This is a genomic window from Aeribacillus sp. FSL K6-3256 (assembly GCF_037965805.1).
In the GTDB taxonomy this organism is placed as follows: domain Bacteria; phylum Bacillota; class Bacilli; order Bacillales; family Aeribacillaceae; genus Aeribacillus; species Aeribacillus composti.
Genome location: NZ_CP150188.1, coordinates 1,973,994 through 1,991,615, shown reverse-complemented (window position 1 = coordinate 1,991,615; position 17,622 = coordinate 1,973,994). Strand labels below are relative to the sequence as shown.

Annotated in this window: 11 protein-coding genes, 1 pseudogene and 2 CRISPR repeat arrays (1 of these 14 cut by a window edge); of the genes and pseudogenes, 8 read left to right on the top strand and 4 right to left on the bottom strand. The window is 36.2% G+C overall.

What is annotated here, in order from left to right; genetic code table 11:
- A CRISPR array of direct repeats spans positions 1-311; the repeat unit is 16 nt; unit sequence GTTTTTATCTTAACTA; it reaches 436 nt to the left of the window's first position.
- A 1,092-nt stretch (positions 312-1,403) separates the two neighbouring features.
- From NSQ84_RS09515 to NSQ84_RS09505, 3 genes are read left to right on the top strand one after another with little or no spacing between them, the layout of a single operon-like run.
- A complete protein-coding gene (locus tag NSQ84_RS09515) occupies positions 1,404-2,873 on the top strand; it encodes a hypothetical protein (protein WP_339211845.1) in 1,470 nt (489 codons plus the stop codon).
- Entirely contained in the window at positions 2,854-3,540 is a 687-nt protein-coding gene (locus NSQ84_RS09510) for an ABC transporter ATP-binding protein (RefSeq protein ID WP_339211844.1), read from the top strand. The genes NSQ84_RS09515 and NSQ84_RS09510 overlap by 20 nt, the downstream gene beginning before the upstream one ends.
- Positions 3,534-4,652, top strand: coding sequence for a hypothetical protein (locus tag NSQ84_RS09505; protein WP_339211843.1), 1,119 nt, complete (start codon positions 3,534-3,536; stop codon positions 4,650-4,652). Before NSQ84_RS09510 ends, NSQ84_RS09505 begins: the two co-directional genes overlap by 7 nt.
- A 7-nt stretch (positions 4,653-4,659) precedes the next feature.
- Here the strand turns inward: NSQ84_RS09505 and NSQ84_RS09500 are convergent, their stop codons facing one another.
- Positions 4,660-6,462 carry an IS1182 family transposase gene (locus NSQ84_RS09500; protein ID WP_339211841.1) on the bottom strand — a complete coding sequence of 601 codons (1,803 nt, stop codon included), beginning with the start codon at positions 6,460-6,462 and terminating at the stop codon, positions 4,660-4,662.
- 715 nt (positions 6,463-7,177) lie between these two features.
- Positions 7,178-7,532: direct repeats of the CRISPR family, unit length 30 nt; unit sequence GTTTTTATCTTAACTATAAGGAATTGAAAC.
- Positions 7,533-7,843: 311 nt separating this feature from the next.
- On the opposite strand from NSQ84_RS09500, the pseudogene NSQ84_RS09495 reads away from it, so the two are divergent.
- Both NSQ84_RS09495 and NSQ84_RS09490 read left to right on the top strand, forming a co-directional pair.
- A pseudogene (locus NSQ84_RS09495) lies at positions 7,844-7,927 on the top strand (hypothetical protein); the annotation flags it as partial.
- A 472-nt stretch (positions 7,928-8,399) separates the two neighbouring features.
- Positions 8,400-8,675: a 2TM domain-containing protein gene (locus NSQ84_RS09490; RefSeq protein ID WP_094245893.1), complete on the top strand. Its 276-nt coding sequence runs from the start codon at positions 8,400-8,402 to the stop codon at positions 8,673-8,675.
- Positions 8,676-9,600: 925 nt separating this feature from the next.
- On the opposite strand, the gene NSQ84_RS09485 is transcribed toward NSQ84_RS09490, so the two are convergent.
- Complete coding sequence (locus NSQ84_RS09485) at positions 9,601-9,798, bottom strand: hypothetical protein (RefSeq protein ID WP_082829623.1); 198 nt, start codon at positions 9,796-9,798, stop codon at positions 9,601-9,603.
- 1,155 nt (positions 9,799-10,953) lie between these two features.
- Between NSQ84_RS09485 and NSQ84_RS09480 the strand changes: the two genes are divergently transcribed.
- Positions 10,954-11,157, top strand: a complete 204-nt coding sequence (locus NSQ84_RS09480) for a Fur-regulated basic protein FbpA (RefSeq protein WP_339211839.1) — start codon at positions 10,954-10,956, stop codon at positions 11,155-11,157.
- A gap of 1,112 nt (positions 11,158-12,269) precedes the next feature.
- On the opposite strand, the gene NSQ84_RS09475 is transcribed toward NSQ84_RS09480, so the two are convergent.
- Positions 12,270-13,247, bottom strand: coding sequence for an ABC transporter substrate-binding protein (locus tag NSQ84_RS09475; protein WP_066251568.1), 978 nt, complete (start codon positions 13,245-13,247; stop codon positions 12,270-12,272).
- A gap of 127 nt (positions 13,248-13,374) precedes the next feature.
- Between NSQ84_RS09475 and NSQ84_RS09470 the strand changes: the two genes are divergently transcribed.
- Together NSQ84_RS09470 and NSQ84_RS09465 are read left to right on the top strand one after the other, a co-directional pair.
- Positions 13,375-14,418 carry an iron ABC transporter permease gene (locus NSQ84_RS09470; protein WP_327873782.1) on the top strand — a complete coding sequence of 348 codons (1,044 nt, stop codon included), beginning with the start codon at positions 13,375-13,377 and terminating at the stop codon, positions 14,416-14,418.
- A 1-nt stretch (position 14,419) separates the two neighbouring features.
- Entirely contained in the window at positions 14,420-15,433 is a 1,014-nt protein-coding gene (locus NSQ84_RS09465) for an iron ABC transporter permease (protein ID WP_327873783.1), read from the top strand.
- A 261-nt stretch (positions 15,434-15,694) separates the two neighbouring features.
- Here NSQ84_RS09465 and NSQ84_RS09460 read toward each other — a convergent pair whose 3' ends face one another.
- Complete coding sequence (locus NSQ84_RS09460) at positions 15,695-16,978, bottom strand: SLC13 family permease (RefSeq protein WP_327856332.1); 1,284 nt, start codon at positions 16,976-16,978, stop codon at positions 15,695-15,697.
- Between the last annotated feature and the right edge of the window lie 644 nt (positions 16,979-17,622).

Here is a 17,622-nt window from a genome sequence, read left to right as displayed (position 1 = left end):
TCACGTTGCTCAGTTGAAATACCTACAAAACGTGTTTTTATCTTAACTACGAGGAATTGAAACATGCGTGATACTGAACTACAAAAACGCTGTTGGTACGTTTTTATCTTAACTAGAAGGAATTGAAACTTGTAGATATCCGTCATGATCGTATCAGTCATGAACGTTTTTATCTTAACTAGAAGGAATTAAAACAAAATGGGGCAAGCAATTGTACAAACAAGTAGCACTGTTTTTATCTTAACTATTAGAAATTGAAAACCTCTTAGATCGGCGTTTCCTGTTTCAGCTAGGTGCGTTTTTATCTTAACGATGAAGAAAAATTTTAAACCAAAAAGCACGGCCTATGCGGTCGTGCTTAATCAATTTTTATGGTCAAGGAAACGGATGTAGTGCTGAAACATCCATGAGCCAGCGATGCTGATGCCTTTGTTGAAACATTTGTATTGACCGCTCCTTATTTATGTGCGGTGAAACAGCTTGCACGTCTCTGTATTTTTTGCTTGCAAACGATAGAAAGAAATGAAGAAGCCCATTCTTCATTCCGATCATGGTGACGTTATCTGATGAAGCGGTATCAACAAGTTTTATAAGAACAAGGGTTCATCCAAGAAGAAGGTTATTAACTTTCTGGTTAATATATTGTCTACATGAGCGCTTACTAGGCGCTCATTTTATTTACTGATAAGCGATCAGATCAGGAAATTCATTTTATTTCCAAAATTAATTGTGTCCAAACCACAAAAAATACTAAAAAGAAAAAACAATCATTATAAACAAATAATGTAAAAAATACTCCAAATTACCTATAAATGTGATAAAATGATAATTAAGGTAAAAAGTGTATAATATTCAATTATTTAGGTGAAAAATGCTTGCTTTATCTTTTTCTATATTACTATGTTTTATTTTTACATTTTCACCATCTGATGATGCTTATCGAGCCACCAAAACTGTAAATCGCCGCCCTGTTCTTTTCTAACCAAAGCGTTAATCCCGATAACAATGTAACAGCGAAAGCCGATTTACCTTATTTGTCTGACGAAAGGTTGCGGAAATTATAAAGCATATAGTTCTACTACTAGAACCGGGTTTAAGAAGTTAACTCATCAAGTTTCGTTTTATACAGTTGGAGGAAGTGTTTCTTTTAGCGGAGCCGGAGCAAGTGGTAGTGGATCTAGTCCTGGTTATTCAAGAAGCACAACTACAAAATCTTATAAAAGCTCTGGAAATGTTTGTGGAAGCGGTTTAACAATATATCTTGGCATGTACACTACTACTATAGTTGATTATAGTAATAGAACATACACAGCTACTGCAAAAATCTAATATTTAGAGCAGAATATCTACACTTTTTACCTCATTTCCAGTATAAAGGCTAATAGGTTAGGAGATATGTTTATATGAAACAAAATATCTATTTGCTTATAGTATGTTTTTTCCTGCTTACAGCTTGCAGTGAACCTTATTTTAAAAATCGGCCTATTCATAGTAATAATTTTATTAATACAATCAATTCTTATATGAAAGAAAGTAATGATGGAAGTGTTTTTGAAGTAACCAGTCAGTCTGAGGAAATATCTGATTTGAAAAATAATAGCTCGATATTATATCTTGGCAAAATAAATGATAAATTACAGCCTAGTGAATGTAGGCAAGAACAAAATAATTTTTATTGTAGGATTTTATTATCAATGTTAAAAAAAGATAGTTTATTCTCAATAGAAGAAATTAATAAGGTTCGTTCATTTTTTGATTTATATTTTCTTTATAATATGATGGAATATATTGGTGATTCAGAGGGGTTAGAAAAAATAAAAAAAGTATTTATGAAGCTAGAGAATCCAGGCAAGGCTGATCAAGTGGAGTATTATTATTTTCTAATATTGGATTATAAGATAAATAACACAGTTGCAGATATGAAAGATAAAATTGAAAATAACATTTCAAGTTTTACTGAACAAGACCTTTTAGACTTAGACTATAATAAACCAATTCTTCTTCATGCCTCTATTATTTTAAGCAATCTATATGATCTTGAAGTAAATTTGGACCATTTAAAAGACATATATGAAAAGAAAGAAAACCAAATAACAATATTATTCAGAGATGAAATTACTTATTGGGTTCATTTAATGATCGCAAAAGAACTAGAGCAACACTTTGAGAACAAAAAGTTTATGACTAATATATTATCAGAAACAAGACCTTTTCATACGTACTTTTATTCATTGGAGAGTATAAGAAATCTATATTTAATGTCGAATGTATTTGCTAGTAAAGAAATTTCTGATGTCGATAAATATTTAAATGTACTAAGCCATCGCATAGATAGTTTTAGTCAGGAATTGAAAAACAATAGAGATCAAAGTTATTACCAATATTCATATTATTTAAACTATGCAGAAGAAGTGATTGGAAAATCCTCTCGTAATCAAGAAGCTGCTGAAAATACAAACTGCCGAGACATAAAATTATTTAATGAAATGTATTACTGTTATAAGGCAACTGGTGAGATGGCTACTTCTGAAGCTGTTGCTATAGAAGAGTCAGATGACTTACTTACAAAGGTACTAAAGTACGATATCATTGACCCTACTCCCAAAGATATCGAAGAAATGAAAAAATTATATCCTGAAGTTTTAAATAATGAAAGTAAAGACTTCTATATTATATTAAATATTTATACTAGTCTAGTTCAAAAGCATAACCTTGATATAGATAAGGAATTAATTAGAAAAAAGGTAGAGCAGTATGAATGTTATTTAGGATATTGTGAACCAATAGGTAACTATGTTTTTGAGCTAAGTGTGTATTTGAATAATATCCTTAATATATTAGAGGGTGATGAATTTGCACAAAAATTCCGTTGACAACTATGAGGATATTCATGTTAGTGTTAAAAACATTAACTTTCAATACGGCGAAAAAATAATCTTGAGAAATCTCTCTCTTGAGATAAATGAACCTGGTTTATATGCTATTTATGGAAAAAGCGGGTGTGGGAAAACCACTTTTATCAATATTTTATCTTTAATACAAAAACCTCACTCAGGAACCATTAATTTATTCCATAAACAAATTAATTTTGAGGATGTTGAATTAGTTGATGACTTGCGGAAAAAAATAGCGTATTTCTTCCAAGATTTAAATTTAATAGAGACTTTAACAATTAGAGAAAACCTTCAAATTATCTCACTTATAAACAGCCAGCCTTTAGATAACGAAAAACTAAATAAATACAGCAGGCAAATACAAATGGAAAACAAGTTAGATATTCCAGTAAATAATCTCTCTGGTGGTGAAAGACAACGAGCAGCTTTTTTAAAAGTATTGGTATTTGAATATCCGCTTATTTTATTGGATGAGCCAACGAATAATTTAGATGAAGAGAATATTCAAATCATAATGGATATTTTATCTAGTATAAAAAAAGATAGGGTCATTATAGTAGTAACCCATTCAAAATTTGTTGTGGAAAATTCAGACAAATCATTTGATTTTATTCAATTAAATAAAGGATTGAAAGAACTATGTTAAAACATGATTCGGTTTTTTATTATATAAAGCAAAAATATTTAAAAAGTTTAAGAAAGCTTGCGATACTAAACTTTTTATTACTAATATTGATTATATTTTCGATCTTTACAGTATTTATTTCTGCTGAGAACATCCATAATAATATATTAAATAATGATAAATTATCAATGGTACTGATCAATGGATATACAGAAACAGGAGAATTTGAGTACGATACTAACTTAATTTTAAATTTGCCTCATGTTAAAAATCTTACCTATGATTATGAAATTCCTCTTATTTATTCGTCGGAAAAAGAGGAGGTAGAGTTTTTAGATTGCTTGCCTCTTAATGAAACTACTAGAGAAGCTATTAGTTTTGACGAACAAGTTGATGACAATGCTTTAGTGCTGCCAGAACATTTTAAAAATCAAACATTAATTATTTCTGATTTGAATCACAAGCCCGTTAAAACTACAAACTATTATTATGAAGGATCAGGCACATATTTTCTAAAGGATAAATGTTATCTCGCTCAACCTTTATATAATAAAATGTTGGCAACAATTAATAGCAGTAACTATTCAGGTGTTAAATCACTTATTGTGAACTTAGAAAAAACAGAATATATATATGATTTTGTCAAATCCTTTCATGAAATGTTTAATGAAGATGAAGTTTATGTATATTATCAATCTGAAGGATTGGAGAACTTAGTACAAAATTCGAAAGTCTCTTTTCATTTGCTTTTGTTTTTCCAGCTAAGCTTACTTATTGTAATTGTCATTGTATATAAAAACAGCTTAAATTCTCTCATCAAGTTAATAAATCGTGATTTACTGTCTCTCTATTTAAACGGAATGTCTAGCAAAGAAATCACATCCCAGTTTTATAAAACAATCGAATCAGGAAACAAAAAAATTTATATTTTCTCTTATGGAACGGTTATTTTATTTGCTATTCTTCTTTCTAAGGCGCTAAATAATGAAGTATTAATGATGATTACCGTTGGTTTATTATTACTATTAAGTTTATTCATTTTGCTAAATAAATTGTTTGTAAAGTATGTTATTTCCAGCATATTAGCGAAAGAACTATCAAATGAGAATATTGTTTCTCAGCTGCGTAACTAGTCTTTAATCAATTAACATTTAGAATGGGGCTGTCCGATAAGTCCCTAAAATGAAGCAAGTGGAGAAAAACAATTCGTTTCTCTCCACTTGCTTTTATATTTTTTCGATTTTTATCTGAAAGTAGCTGGCGGATGCCGGCTACTTTCAGGAAGTTGTGGGCTAATGCCACAATCCCAAACTCGACATGTACCTTGTCGAGGCCCCGCAAAGAAAATCTGCGGAACGACCGATTGCCCTTGATGTGACCGAACACACTTTCTGCCTCGACTTTGCGTCGAGCGTAGATAGCGGCTTTCTCTTCACATTCAAGGGCTGTTTTGGCCTTTGCTTTCATTTCTTCGAAGATGGGATTCCAGTGAACTTGTCGGTTGCCTTTCGCTTTTGTGCATTTCGCTTTCAATGGGCAATCGGTACAATCTTCACATTCGTATATTTTGAAGCTTTGTTCATAGCCAGATGGATTCTTTTTGTTTTGGTATTTTTTAAACGTTACTCTCCTTCCATTCGGGCAAATAAAACAATCATCCTCTTCACAATAGGTCCAGTTTTTGGCATTTTTAATGTCTTTTTTGTATGTACGTGTTTGTTCTTTTACATAGCTCCCATAAGGAATTAGAAACTCAAACCGGGGCTCTTTCTCATCACCAACTGCATATACATAGTTTTCTTCACTACCATAGCCTGCATCCGCAATAACTGTTTGGGGCATCGGTAATGAAGTGGAGGCTAGCTTCTCCATATGTGGGATAAAGCAACGTGTATCGGTCGGTCGTTGATGAATAGTATAAAACAAGATAAACTGATTCTCTGTCCCCATTTGCACGTTGTATCCGGGCTTGAGCTGACCGTTTTTCATATGGTCTTCTTTCATGCGCATGAAGGTTGCGTCTTTGTCTGTTTTCGAGTAGCTGTTACGGTCACCGAACATTTCCTTTTGTTCCTTGTATCTTGCCATTCGGGGCAGGAAATCTTCACGAATTTGTTTCACCGATTTCTTTAATTGACTGCGTTTTTTTCGCTTCTCTTTCCGAATGGATGTATCGGTCTCCTTTTCGATTTCTTCCGTTAGCGTTTCAACTTTTTCTTCTATTTCTTTTGCGGTTTCCTCCAGGTTTTGTTCGGTGATCTCTGTATGTTGATCGCTTTCCTTTTGCCCTGTTCCGGCTTCTAATTGGGTTAATTCATGAATGTGCTTTAGTGTTTCTTGGATTTTTTCTTTTAATTTCTCTTCGAATTTCAAAGTGGATTTTTTCCACACAAAAGAATACTTATTGGCATTGGCTTCGATCTTAGTGCCATCCAAAAAGTAGTTTTCCATCGTGATGTAATGTTCTTTTATCAATTTGAGAATCATGACTTCAAAGAGCTCATCCATGAAAGCTTTCATCCGTTCCCCTCGGAACTCATTAATGGTGCGAAAATCTGGTTGTTGCATCGCTGAAAGCCACATGGCAGGAATATTTTCTTTAACGAGTTTTTCGATTCCTCGGCAGGAATAAACCTTTTGAGAATAAGCATACAGAATGATTTTCAGCATCATTTTGGGATGATAGGAACTTCTGCCGCCGCCTTTATAATGAGAAAACAATTGTTTATCTGGTATCGCCTCCACCATTTCGTCCACGACACGTGCCACGTGATGTTCGGGTATGAGAGATTCAATATCATAAATCATTTGAACTTGACGGTTGTTATATGGTTTGAAAGTAGGGGCTAAATTTCTTTTGGCAGGAGTTTTTTCTTCTTTTCCATCTAGAGGAAGTGTCATTTGTGTGTTATAATTTTCACGAGTAATCATATGATTGCTCATAAAAAATCGTCCTTTCTGTAATGTTGTGTGGTAACTTCATTTTACTAGAAAGGACGATTTTTTTGTGCATTTTTTTTAAAAAGTGAAAAATGAGGGGCTCCAAAAAGTCAGTTACCCTGACTTTTTGGACAGCCCCATTTTTTTAAATCCAATAATTTTTAACATTCCACTTTTTCTGATAGCACATGCTGCAAATTTTCATTTATCTGAAACAGAAAATCGTGTGTAACTGGACCGTTGCAGACTAGAAAATTGCGTCACCAATTAGTCCATATAATTGTGTCAAAAGGGAAATAGAAAAGAGCCACATTGCTTCCCCTTCCTTTGTAGAATTTACAATGGACAAACATAAGGAGGAATGCAACAATGGCTTTACCGTAAATGATGTAATGTCAAATAATCCACTTATCTATTTTCTAAATCAGGATCTTTAATTCTTTACAACTCTTCTCGATTTCTGTCCGAATAAAAAGTCCTAAAAACAAGCCTTTGATCAGTAAGAATACTGGAATCATTGACATTCTTCTTTATAAAAATAATGAAAATTTGTCGTCGACCTCCAATCGTGCAAAAATCCCGGGGGATCGACGACTCTTTTAAAATTCAATTGAGCCCACACAAATCAAAGGATTGATAAAATTTGACTCCTTCGTTAAAATGAAAATAACCAATTAACCATTTTAAACGAAATACTTATTTAACAACATTTTCTGGGGTTTTTATCTTAACTATAAGGAATTGAAACCCATCATCAGGCAGCAAGTTGCCATCTTGCTACGAGTTTTTATCTTAACTATAAGGAATTGAAACTCCAAAATAACACGTCGCTGATCAACTTCGGCACCGTTTTTATCTTAACTATAAGGAATTGAAACAGCGAAAGGGGTACGAAAAATGAGCGAAAAAGTTTTGTTTTTATCTTAACTATAAGGAATTGAAACGCGGTACTTTGTGAATCTTCGATCGATGTGTTGACGTTTTTATCTTAACTATAAGGAATTGAAACATTGCTGGCCGGTTCATGTCTTTCGCGGAATACCGTTTTTATCTTACCTATAAGGAATTGCAACACCAAACTAAAGGCCTTTACGTTTGATGCCTACCAATTGCTCCCTTTATAGACCCTGCTGTTAAAAAATAAGGAATAAAAAACTTTGCGGCGGTCATATGATACATTTGAGATATAAAAATATTGTGCCGATATGATGTTCAAAACAGTAAAATTGATGCAGGTATTTGCTTATGAAATATGATCAAGGTGTTTCCTTGTCTTCTAGATACAGGCATGGCATCACGATCCCCATAATTGTAGATGTAAATCCTGCTGGGAAGTTTGAAAATTGGTCATTTCCTTCATGATTAGACGGATACCCCCATTCTAATGATGAAGGAGCTGTTTAAGGCGCCACACCCTGTTCCAGTGAAAGATGCGCTGCAAATTAAAGGTTTGGATGACGGTACGGTTGCCGCTTTGACAGAAAAAGATTGTTCAAAAGAATGCTACTGGATGTACTTGTTAGCCAATGGCGATTCAGCTCCAACCTTCTTGTTCTGGCCTCTCTAGATGAAAAAGCTCATTTCATCCATCCTGCTGAGAGCTTTATGGTGTGTAATTCATTTGTGAAACGATTTCATTGAATGGTTACCCATATTTTTTTGAAGCTTTTATTCGCCTTTTTCCTGCAAAAAATTTGTTAATCCTTATTGTTTAAAGAAGGAAAAATTACCCCTTTGTCGAATGGAGTAAAAGAAGAGAGGTAAATGCCGAAACTTAAGCAAATTTGTTGCGTTTACGGTTCAAGACTTATGAAAAACCGAATCAACAGCAGGTTAGAAATTGTTGTGCCTCATTCCTAAATGTAAACGGTGAAGGAAAATATTTTCAGCATTATGAGTGGCAACAAGGCTGTTCAAAAACTAAGCTATATAGGGGGGTGTTGAAAGTCGAAAAAGATGAAAAATATTTAAGGGCGAAAAAAAGAGTGGAAAATTTGAAAGCCTTTTATTTGCATTTCATTTCTTATGTTTTAGTGAATTCTATGCTTTTTGTTTTTAATTTAATTTCGGATCCCGGTAATTGGTGGTTTCAATATCCGCTTTTTGGCTGGGGGATTGGGCTTTTAGTACACGGCGCCTCAACGTTTGCATTTGGCATATTCGGGGAAGAATGGGAAGAAAAAAAGATAAAAAAATATATGGAAAAAGACAGGTAGAACATTTTAAAAGCGTTCGGAATCGAACGTTTTTTTGTGGAGAGTATTAAAATGGAACATCTAAAAGCTGCACCCTGTGAGGTGCATTTCAAACATTACAGTATGGAGAGTTGAATTATGTTTCGTCTATTTCATAAGCGGTGCTTTTTGTGTAAGCGAAAAACAAAAACTTACTATCATTATGTAGACCATAACGGAAATAGTATGAAAGTTTGTCCGGAATGTGCAGTATATGCGGAAAGAAGGGCATTTAGAAAAAAAGTGTAGGCACCTTTTGAAAGGTGCTTTTTCTTTTCCTTCAAAACTCAACTTCAAAGGAGGGAGCTTTTTGTTAAATACTGCACAAGCAACGGGTAAGAGCAAGAGCCAAAAGCGCTGCTAAAATCGATTGGAAACCGCTGCAGAATCAATGTTGAAGCGAACAGCAGCTGATAAATTAGCCAAGATTAAGTTTAGTAACCCATAAAATAATTATGTAAACTAATATAAAAAAAGTGTCGACTCATTCATCATATGGATATAAATGGATGTATTGCAACTGATGGGGATTAACTCAAAGTATGGATATTGTTGGGCAAACAGGTTGGAATGGGTTGATAAAAAGAAAGCTGTCTGATCTTGGAGGATGGCCGCAGACAACATCCCAGAGGATGGCGAATCAGAAGACGAAAAATTCCTTTTGTATACATTGAAACATCCAGAGGGCACAAAAATCCTTTGTTCACAATAAACGCATCGGCATTTTGCAAAGGAATAGTTGCTTGGTCTGTGTCGGCTTAATTTATGGTGTCTCCAATGAAAATCTGAACATTAGTGTACTTTTGAAATGCGAAATAATGATGGAATCTCTTGAGGTTATGGCGTTAAGGGAATTTAAAACAAAACAACGCCCCCTTAATAAAAGAGGGGCGCATTGTAATGTCATTTAGCAGCACTTAGAAGGGTATCCTGGATCAACAATTACGTTTCTTGTAATTGGTCTATAAATATGTCTAGGAACATTGACAATATTGAAACGATTAATCCTTACAATTGGATGGATATAAGGAACTACACGTGGAATGAAACGGTCGCGAACCACATGTTTAGGCGGACATATAATGGGTCTAGTATGACCAAACATTGGAAACTCACCTCCTAGAATATCTATATACATTAAATGTATTAGCAGGGCTTTTTGAAACGGACAAATATCACAAGTTATATAAAAAATTCATCTAGTTGTAAAAGATTGGGGATATTTGGTATTGGAAGGGCATTCAATGTTACACATTTGAAGAAAAATTTTTGTTCGATGTGTTGACGTTAAAAGACGTCCAGATATCCCGCTTTATGTAGAAAGCTAAATTTGGAATGATCGGGATCAAATCCATTTGCCAGCTGCTGGAACAAAAAAGAGTTCAACAACAGAAGAGAAAATGAACTGTTATTATGTTTACTAGGGGCAGGAGAAACCCATTAAGTGAGGGGCTATAAGTTTTCGTGCAACCGATTTATCAGCTCCATCAGAGCGGGGTATTATGATTTAAACGGCAAGTTGCTAAATGTGAACGGCTCATTTCTTTGTTCTACAAAAGCACGGATCCAACGCTTTTATGCCATATAATGCAAAAAATTGCTATAGTGACTTCCCAACTTTTTAACAGCAGCATTGGAATTCCACCTCTTTCAAATAATTGCTTAGAGAAAAAAGCTATCGTCTAAAAAACGACATTTCTTCTGTTAAGAAAACGGTAAGCTGCTTTATTTTTTGCCTGCTGAAACAACCTATACAAGTTGTGAAATAGGGTTTTAACATGTTACCGTACATTCGTCAGGATGGACGTCCGGGCCAACCCTGAACCCTTCACATTTTAGCATGTTACTGCACATTCAAAAGGGACTGTTTCTCGGGGTGGATCGGGACTGTATAATTGAAATCAATCTGTACTTTGGCATTAACAAATCAACGACCGGTGAGGGAGAATTTTTTTGCCTATATTCATAAAAACATAAATTTCTACTTGACAGGTAGGATTAATATGTTTTAATATAATGTTAAATTTACTGGAAAATTAAAAACGCCGACTGGTTCACTAGAGGCTCCATTCAAGATGGATTTTCTTGATTTGGGAGCCTCTTAGTTTTTAAATTCGCAGCAGGAATATAAATGATCCGTGTAAGGCACAGAGGATGAAATAGTCTTAACAAGATCAGACTTGCACTAAGAAAGCTGGTGCAGCGAAATCGGATAACCATTTAAAAAAACGTAAAAATTTTATGATAAGGAGAGGATCACATGAGTAACCTTCTTCGTCAGGCTGTAGAAATCAGAAGAAAAAAATTGATCAACAAACTGATTGTCTTAAATGCATTTAAGAATGAGGAGCAGCTTTGCAAATTAACGTTATCAGAATTAGAATATGAATATAAAAAAACCAAAAGGGATTCCCATCCGCATAGTGAAACAGGGTTGATTCGTTGGACGAGCAAAAAATTATAATTTTCATCAAAAAATACGCATGATTCTTTTAAACCTGTACATTGGAAAGGGAAGGACAGTGAATTCTCATCAAAGCATGGGTAAGTGAACTGAATTTACTAAAAGGTCTTCAACCCTTCTCAATTATCTGCTAGTGATTTGCAGATCAAAACGCTGTGGCAAATTCCAAAAATTTTGAATGAGGATTTATCGAAAACGAAATTTTACGCAATGGATTTTAGTAAAAATTTCTATCTGCATTTGCACCCTAAAATACTACTATATAGATAGTATTAATATGATTTAATAAACTACCAGCTGAATTATTTGAGGCTCTTGATTCGAGATAGGAGGAAATCTTGATTTAAGAGCCTCTTAGCTTTTCATTTTAGTGTAAGGATTATAGATGCCGATTGAAACAGCGTTCTTCATTTTCGCTAAATCCGCCTTTAAATATTTAACATATATAGATGCCGATTGTGCCATAGGAAAAATAGAAAATATGTACATATGGAGCTCGGTTATGCAGAAGGGGAGAATAAGGCTTCAAAGGCTATTGCAAAGCACAAAATAGCGTCCTCAAACGGTTTAAAGATTTTGTACAACTGAGAGGGGAATCCGTTTTCATCATCGGCAGCCTGAATCAAATGCAGATCAGCTTGAGTTTGAAAATGAACAATAAAAAATCGTAAACGCGCGTTATTACATAGAAAATAGCAAACAAGAACTTTCAACGACTAATGTAATGAAGTGTCAACCATTACATAAAAAATAGGGGAATTTTCCGGCAAAAACCATGAATTTCAACCTTACAGTTTTGGCTTTATTGGCCAGACATTGAGAAAAGGATAAACTTGTGATCAATCAAGTTCGGTTTTTGCTTCGTTTTCAGATCAGCACACTGAGATGTGATCTATCTAGTCCGGTTTTGACAGAAAATAGCAAAACAAAAAACAAAGTTCATTTGATCTTCTAGCAGCTGTATGGCCTGCTGTTTATATGAATTAGACGTTTAAAATTCTTACAACATTGAAGTTTGTGACAGCTCGCCATTACGGAAAGGCGTAACGGAAAAAACCGCTCAGTTGAAATTTCCAACAAAAAAAGGCATCCGTGATGGATACCCTTTTTCATTATTTTTGTACTAAAGAATCTAGAATATCATCGATGATTTGCGAATTGGCAATAGAGCCTGTGTACAACCAGCTTTTTTCAGGAGAAAATTCAAAAACGTTGCCTGCTTTTACAGCCGGAATGCTTTTCCATAGAGCATCACTTAAAGGTGCTGCATTGGAACCGTCACTATTAATTAAGAACAAATAGTCAGCATCCAATTCTACTAATTTCTCTAAAGAGATAGAGCTCCAGTTATCTGCTGAGTTTGCTGAAATTTCTTTTACAACTTTTGGCACTTTTAATCCTAAGTCTCCGTACATGACGGCACCGCTTGAAAGTTTTTCATTTACGATAAAGAATTGTCCGCCTACTAACCAGACTGCTGCGACTGAAGGATTTCCTACTTTTTCTTTAATTGTCTCTTTCGCTTCGGCTACTTTGGCGTCATATTCTTCTAGAGCTTTTTCCGCTTCTTTTTCCTTTCCTAATACTTCGCCAATAAGCTTCAATTCTTTGCGCCAATCGCTGTTATCTTCTTCACCAATAACAAAAGTAGGGGCGATTTGATTATATTGTTCATATTTTCCGCCTTCTACCATGCTAGCGGAGTCCATTATAATTAAGTCCGGATTCATTTTTTGAACTGCTTCAAACGGAAGATCATGAGGAATGGTTGGAATTCCTTTCAGCTCATCTTGCAGATAATCTTGTACGGTTTTCCCGTCGTTTACACTCCATTGTGCGACAGGTTTTACGCCAAGGGCAACAAGATGATCTTCAAGATAGCTGGCAATAATTCTTTTTGGATTAGCAGGAACTTCCACTTTATTTCCCATTCCATCTGTTAATGTTCTTGTTTCTGCTGACTTTTCATTCTCATTTGAAGCTTGATCCGATCCGGAAGAGGAGTCGGTTCCTTGTCCGCCGCAAGCGGTTAGTGATAGAGCTAATAGCGCAGCTCCTATTAGAGAAAATAACTTTTTCTGAAATACCATTTCTAAACCTCCAACTCATATGATAAAATAAATTTTTGGGAAGCAATAATGATAACCATTTTCAATTAAAATATATCTCTGCCACTTTGTCAATCTTAATTTTTATCATTTGGAGGAAAAATGGTTTATGGATTCAACGATACATACGAAACCTGCTTCAGAATCTTTACATAAAAGCAAAAATAGATGGATTGCTCTTATCGTTCTTTTCATAGGCATCATTGGCTTATTTCTGTCAGTTGTCATATCGATTCGTTTTGGTGCTGCGGATTTGAGTTATCGGGATGTTCTTGGTGCGTTTTTTGCCTTTGAAGAGGACAATCAAGCTCATGTCATTGTCAGGGAATTGCGTTTGCCCCGTGCAGTCGCAGCCATTCTCGTCGGTTCTGCCTTGGCTGTTTCCGGTGCTATTATGCAAGGAATGACTAGGAATCCATTAGCCTCTCCTTCTATTATGGGTGTAACGGCAGGATCGTCCTTTCTCATTGCCATTGCGCTGGCATTTTTACCGGGAATCTCTTATTTCGGTCTATCAATCTTTTCTTTTATAGGTTCAGGTCTTGGCGCTTGTCTTGTGTTCGGCATTAGCTCCCTTTCTCGCGGAGGAATGACGCCTGTGAAGCTGGCTTTGGCCGGGTCAGCGATTACATCACTCCTAACCTCCTTATCGACTGCGATAGGAATTAAATTTAATATTGCAAAGGATATCAGCTATTTTTTTGCGGGAGGAGTTTCAGCTGTCCAACCAACCCAAGTCCATTTTCTTTTGCCGTTCGTCATTTCCGGACTTTTGCTGGCCATCTTACTGTCGCGCTCTATTACCGTCCTTAACTTGGGCGAAGAAGCTGCCAAAAGTCTCGGGCAAAATACAAATGTGGTAAAATTTTTAGGAGCGGTCACGGTGCTGCTTTTAACAGGGGCAGCTGTTTCAATTGCTGGAGTGATTGGCTTTGTCGGACTCATCGTTCCTCATATTGCACGGTTTTTAGTCGGAACGGATTACCGTTGGATTATTCCTTGTTCTGCCGTTTTAGGCGGGATTTTATTAATTGCGGCTGATATTGTCGGACGCATGGTGAATGCTCCGTTTGAAACTCCTGTTGGAGCGATAACTGCCGTTGTAGGGGTTCCCTTCTTCCTCTATTTAGCCCGTAAAGAGGGGAGGGTGTAACATGTCAAAAAGATTAATAAACTTCAAAACATTGTTTTTTTCAACTATTTTTTTCATCATTATAACCGCAATCATAAGTATTAATGCCGGCTATATACAAATACCTCTTCATGAGGTCATTGCCGCCCTATTAGGAAATGGAACAGATCAAAATGAATTGACCATATTCCAATTCCGTTTGCCTAGAATATTCATGGCATTGCTCGTAGGGATGGGAGTCTCCCTTTCAGGGGCTATCCTCCAAGGGGTTACGCAAAATCCGTTAGCGGATCCGGGAATATTGGGGATTAATTCAGGAGCAGGGTTTGCCGTTGTATTATATATGTTCTTTTTCCAAGGAGCTTCCTTTTTGAACGGCTGGGCTTCCGTGTATGTTTTGCCCATAACGGCTTTAGCAGGCGCTTTTCTTACCGCCGTCTTAATCTATTTTTTATCTCGAAAAAATGGACATACTACACCGATAAGACTTTTATTAATGGGAATAGGGATGAATGCGGCATTCAATGCCGGCATCCTCATCTTCCAAATGAAAATGGAACCGAATGATTTTACAAGAGCACTTACTTGGCTGTCGGGAGCCATCTGGGGTGCGAACTGGAACTATGTGTGGGCGCTGTTACCATGGTTATTGATCCTTATTCCGATCGCGATTTATAAATCAAAGGTTCTCGATATATTGCTTTTAGGTGATTCAACAGCAACAGGGGTAGGAATAAACGTTGCAAGAGAACGCAAGATTTTATTAATCATTGCCGTTACACTGGCAGGAGTTTGTGTAGCGGTTGGCGGAGGGATTACGTTCCTTGGCTTGCTTGCCCCTCATATTACAAGACAACTAGTCGGGCCAAAGCATTCGAAATGCTTGCCCCTTACTGCCGCTTTAGGAAGCTTCATTCTTTTGGCTGCAGATACATTAGGACGGGTTATCATGGCTCCTTCAGAGCTGCCTGTCGGGATCGTTGTTTCCATTTTGGGGGCGCCTTATTTTATATATTTGCTAATAAAATCAATTTGACGCTATATACAGCAAGATTTCATTGCACCGCTTCGTCTCAAAAAAAAACTATACGAATTTGTCTAAAAGCGGCCCGGTTAAATGAGGGAAGGGACAAACACCTCCAGTGTCGAATGCATCAAATAAATTCGATGAATGGAGGTGTTTGTTTTATCCAAAAGATCAAGCGGTCAACGTTTTTTTCATTATTGCAGCTTGAAGCTGTGCTTGTTCGTTATAAAAAACTGTTTTCTGCCGGCGAAAGGATGATCGTTTGCCATGCTATCCCGCAATTAATACAAAAGCAAGCCAGGCGAGCCCAGGTCCAAGCGCTACGACTACAACAGCAGAAAGTAAAAGCTGTTTAAAAAATACATTCTCTTTTACCCCTTGTACGTTTGCGAGCAGCAATGCACCGTTAGTGGAGAAGGGGCTTATATCGACGATGCTTGAAGAAATGGCAATGGCTGAAACGACACCGACGGAAGAAATGGTCGGGTCCTGTAAAATGGGCGCTGCCAGCGGGATGATAGCTGCCAGAAACCCTGTTGTCGAGGCAAAAGCTGAAACGATGCCTCCTACGTATGACGATGCAAGGGCTGCGATTACCGGATTTCCTACTTTTGCGATTAAGTCAGTCATGTAATCAATCGTTCCAATTGTTTCTAAAACGCCTACGTATGTGACAATACCAGTTATTAAGAGAATCACAGACCAAGGCATCCGTGATAGAACGCCCTTTTGCTGCTTTGGAGCAATTAATGCTAGCACTAATCCTACTCCAAGCGCTGCAAAGCCAATATCGATATCGAACATAAGAGCGAGGACGACGAGTGTGATGATCCCTAAAAGTGTGATGCCTCTGTAAAAAGTTAATCCATTTTCTTGTGATTTATTGTTCTCATTTGCGGAGGACCCTTCAGCTCTAGACGCTGCATCTTCTTCGGCAGCAGTTCGTTTTTTTAGCAGCCGAAGTCCTCCCAAAACGATGAACACAATCACAGAAGCAAATACACTGAAGATAAAAGCGTTTATGAAAAGCAACCCCGGCGAATGAGGAAGATCTCTTGCCTGCATAACGCCGTTAACAATCACTCCATAAGGATTAAGCAGTGAGAAGGATCCCGCTGTGGAACCAATCACTAACAATAACCCCATCAAGAGAGGATTAATGTTGTATCGTGCGGCAAAACGCAGCGCAATCGGCGCTAGGATCGCAATAGCAGCAGGTCCCAAAGTGCCGACGCTAGTTAAAATAGCGCAAAGCAAAAACATTATCCATGGCACGAGACCTAGATTACCTCTGACTAGGCGAAGACCCCATCCGGTAATCAAATCAACTGTCCCGTTTTTCTCAACAATTGAAAACAGATAAGTCACTCCAGCAAGAGTGACGAACAATTCAGCCGGAAAACCGCTGTAAATGTCGTCAATATTTAATCCGCTGAATACAACTCCGACGATAAAAGCAGCTACGAACCCTAAAACACCGAGGTTAATTGGCAAAACTGAACCTACAATAAACATCAACAGAAGCACAATAATTCCAATGAGCTCAATACTCATATTGATTTTTCCTCCTAAGCTTTGGAATGAAAATAGAAAATCCCAAAAATTTGAAACCGCTTTCTAAAAACCCCAGCTTACAAAATCGACGATCGACAATGCATTATAAGAATATGAATGACTAGAATAAAGGTGACGTTTTATTTGAATATTCTGAAAAATATAATTTCAAATCATAAATCGGCACCTCTCGAAAAAATAATTGAAATGTATGCTTTTATTTTGAATGACATACCTGAACATTTCGGCGACTTCACAAGGAAATCGGCTGCTTATCCTATTTGTTAGAAGGCGGTCCAAGGGCAAAATAAAGAGAGAAACAGCATTTATAAGATTAAGATAAAGTGTTTTTCGCACATTCCCTCCTTTTCTCCGTTTTCCATTCATCACAGATTGTTTACAGCTATTTATTCATTTACAAAAATGTTTACGAAAGCAAAATGAAAAATATGCATCTTTGTCAATTGTCGACAGGATGTACGAAGCGATGAAATATTCGTAATAAAAATTTGAATATTCTTATTTATGAAGTCATTTATAATGAAAGGGATCACATTAATTTTTATATATGGAGGAAGGAGAACTTCTATAAATTTCGAATAAATTAGAACAGTGCAGCAAACGAAAGATTTGCGGAAAATCTT

Coding starts and splice junctions, on each gene's coding strand:
- NSQ84_RS09480 (WP_339211839.1), top strand. CDS start 10,954: ATGAGTAACCTTCTTCGTCAGGCTGTAGAAATCAGAAGAAAAAAATTG.
- NSQ84_RS09505 (WP_339211843.1), top strand. CDS start 3,534: ATGTTAAAACATGATTCGGTTTTTTATTATATAAAGCAAAAATATTTA.
- NSQ84_RS09485 (WP_082829623.1), bottom strand. CDS start 9,798: ATGTTTGGTCATACTAGACCCATTATATGTCCGCCTAAACATGTGGTT.
- NSQ84_RS09465 (WP_327873783.1), top strand. CDS start 14,420: ATGTCAAAAAGATTAATAAACTTCAAAACATTGTTTTTTTCAACTATT.
- NSQ84_RS09500 (WP_339211841.1), bottom strand. CDS start 6,462: ATGAGCAATCATATGATTACTCGTGAAAATTATAACACACAAATGACA.
- NSQ84_RS09475 (WP_066251568.1), bottom strand. CDS start 13,247: ATGGTATTTCAGAAAAAGTTATTTTCTCTAATAGGAGCTGCGCTATTA.
- NSQ84_RS09460 (WP_327856332.1), bottom strand. CDS start 16,978: ATGAGTATTGAGCTCATTGGAATTATTGTGCTTCTGTTGATGTTTATT.
- NSQ84_RS09470 (WP_327873782.1), top strand. CDS start 13,375: ATGGATTCAACGATACATACGAAACCTGCTTCAGAATCTTTACATAAA.
- NSQ84_RS09515 (WP_339211845.1), top strand. CDS start 1,404: ATGAAACAAAATATCTATTTGCTTATAGTATGTTTTTTCCTGCTTACA.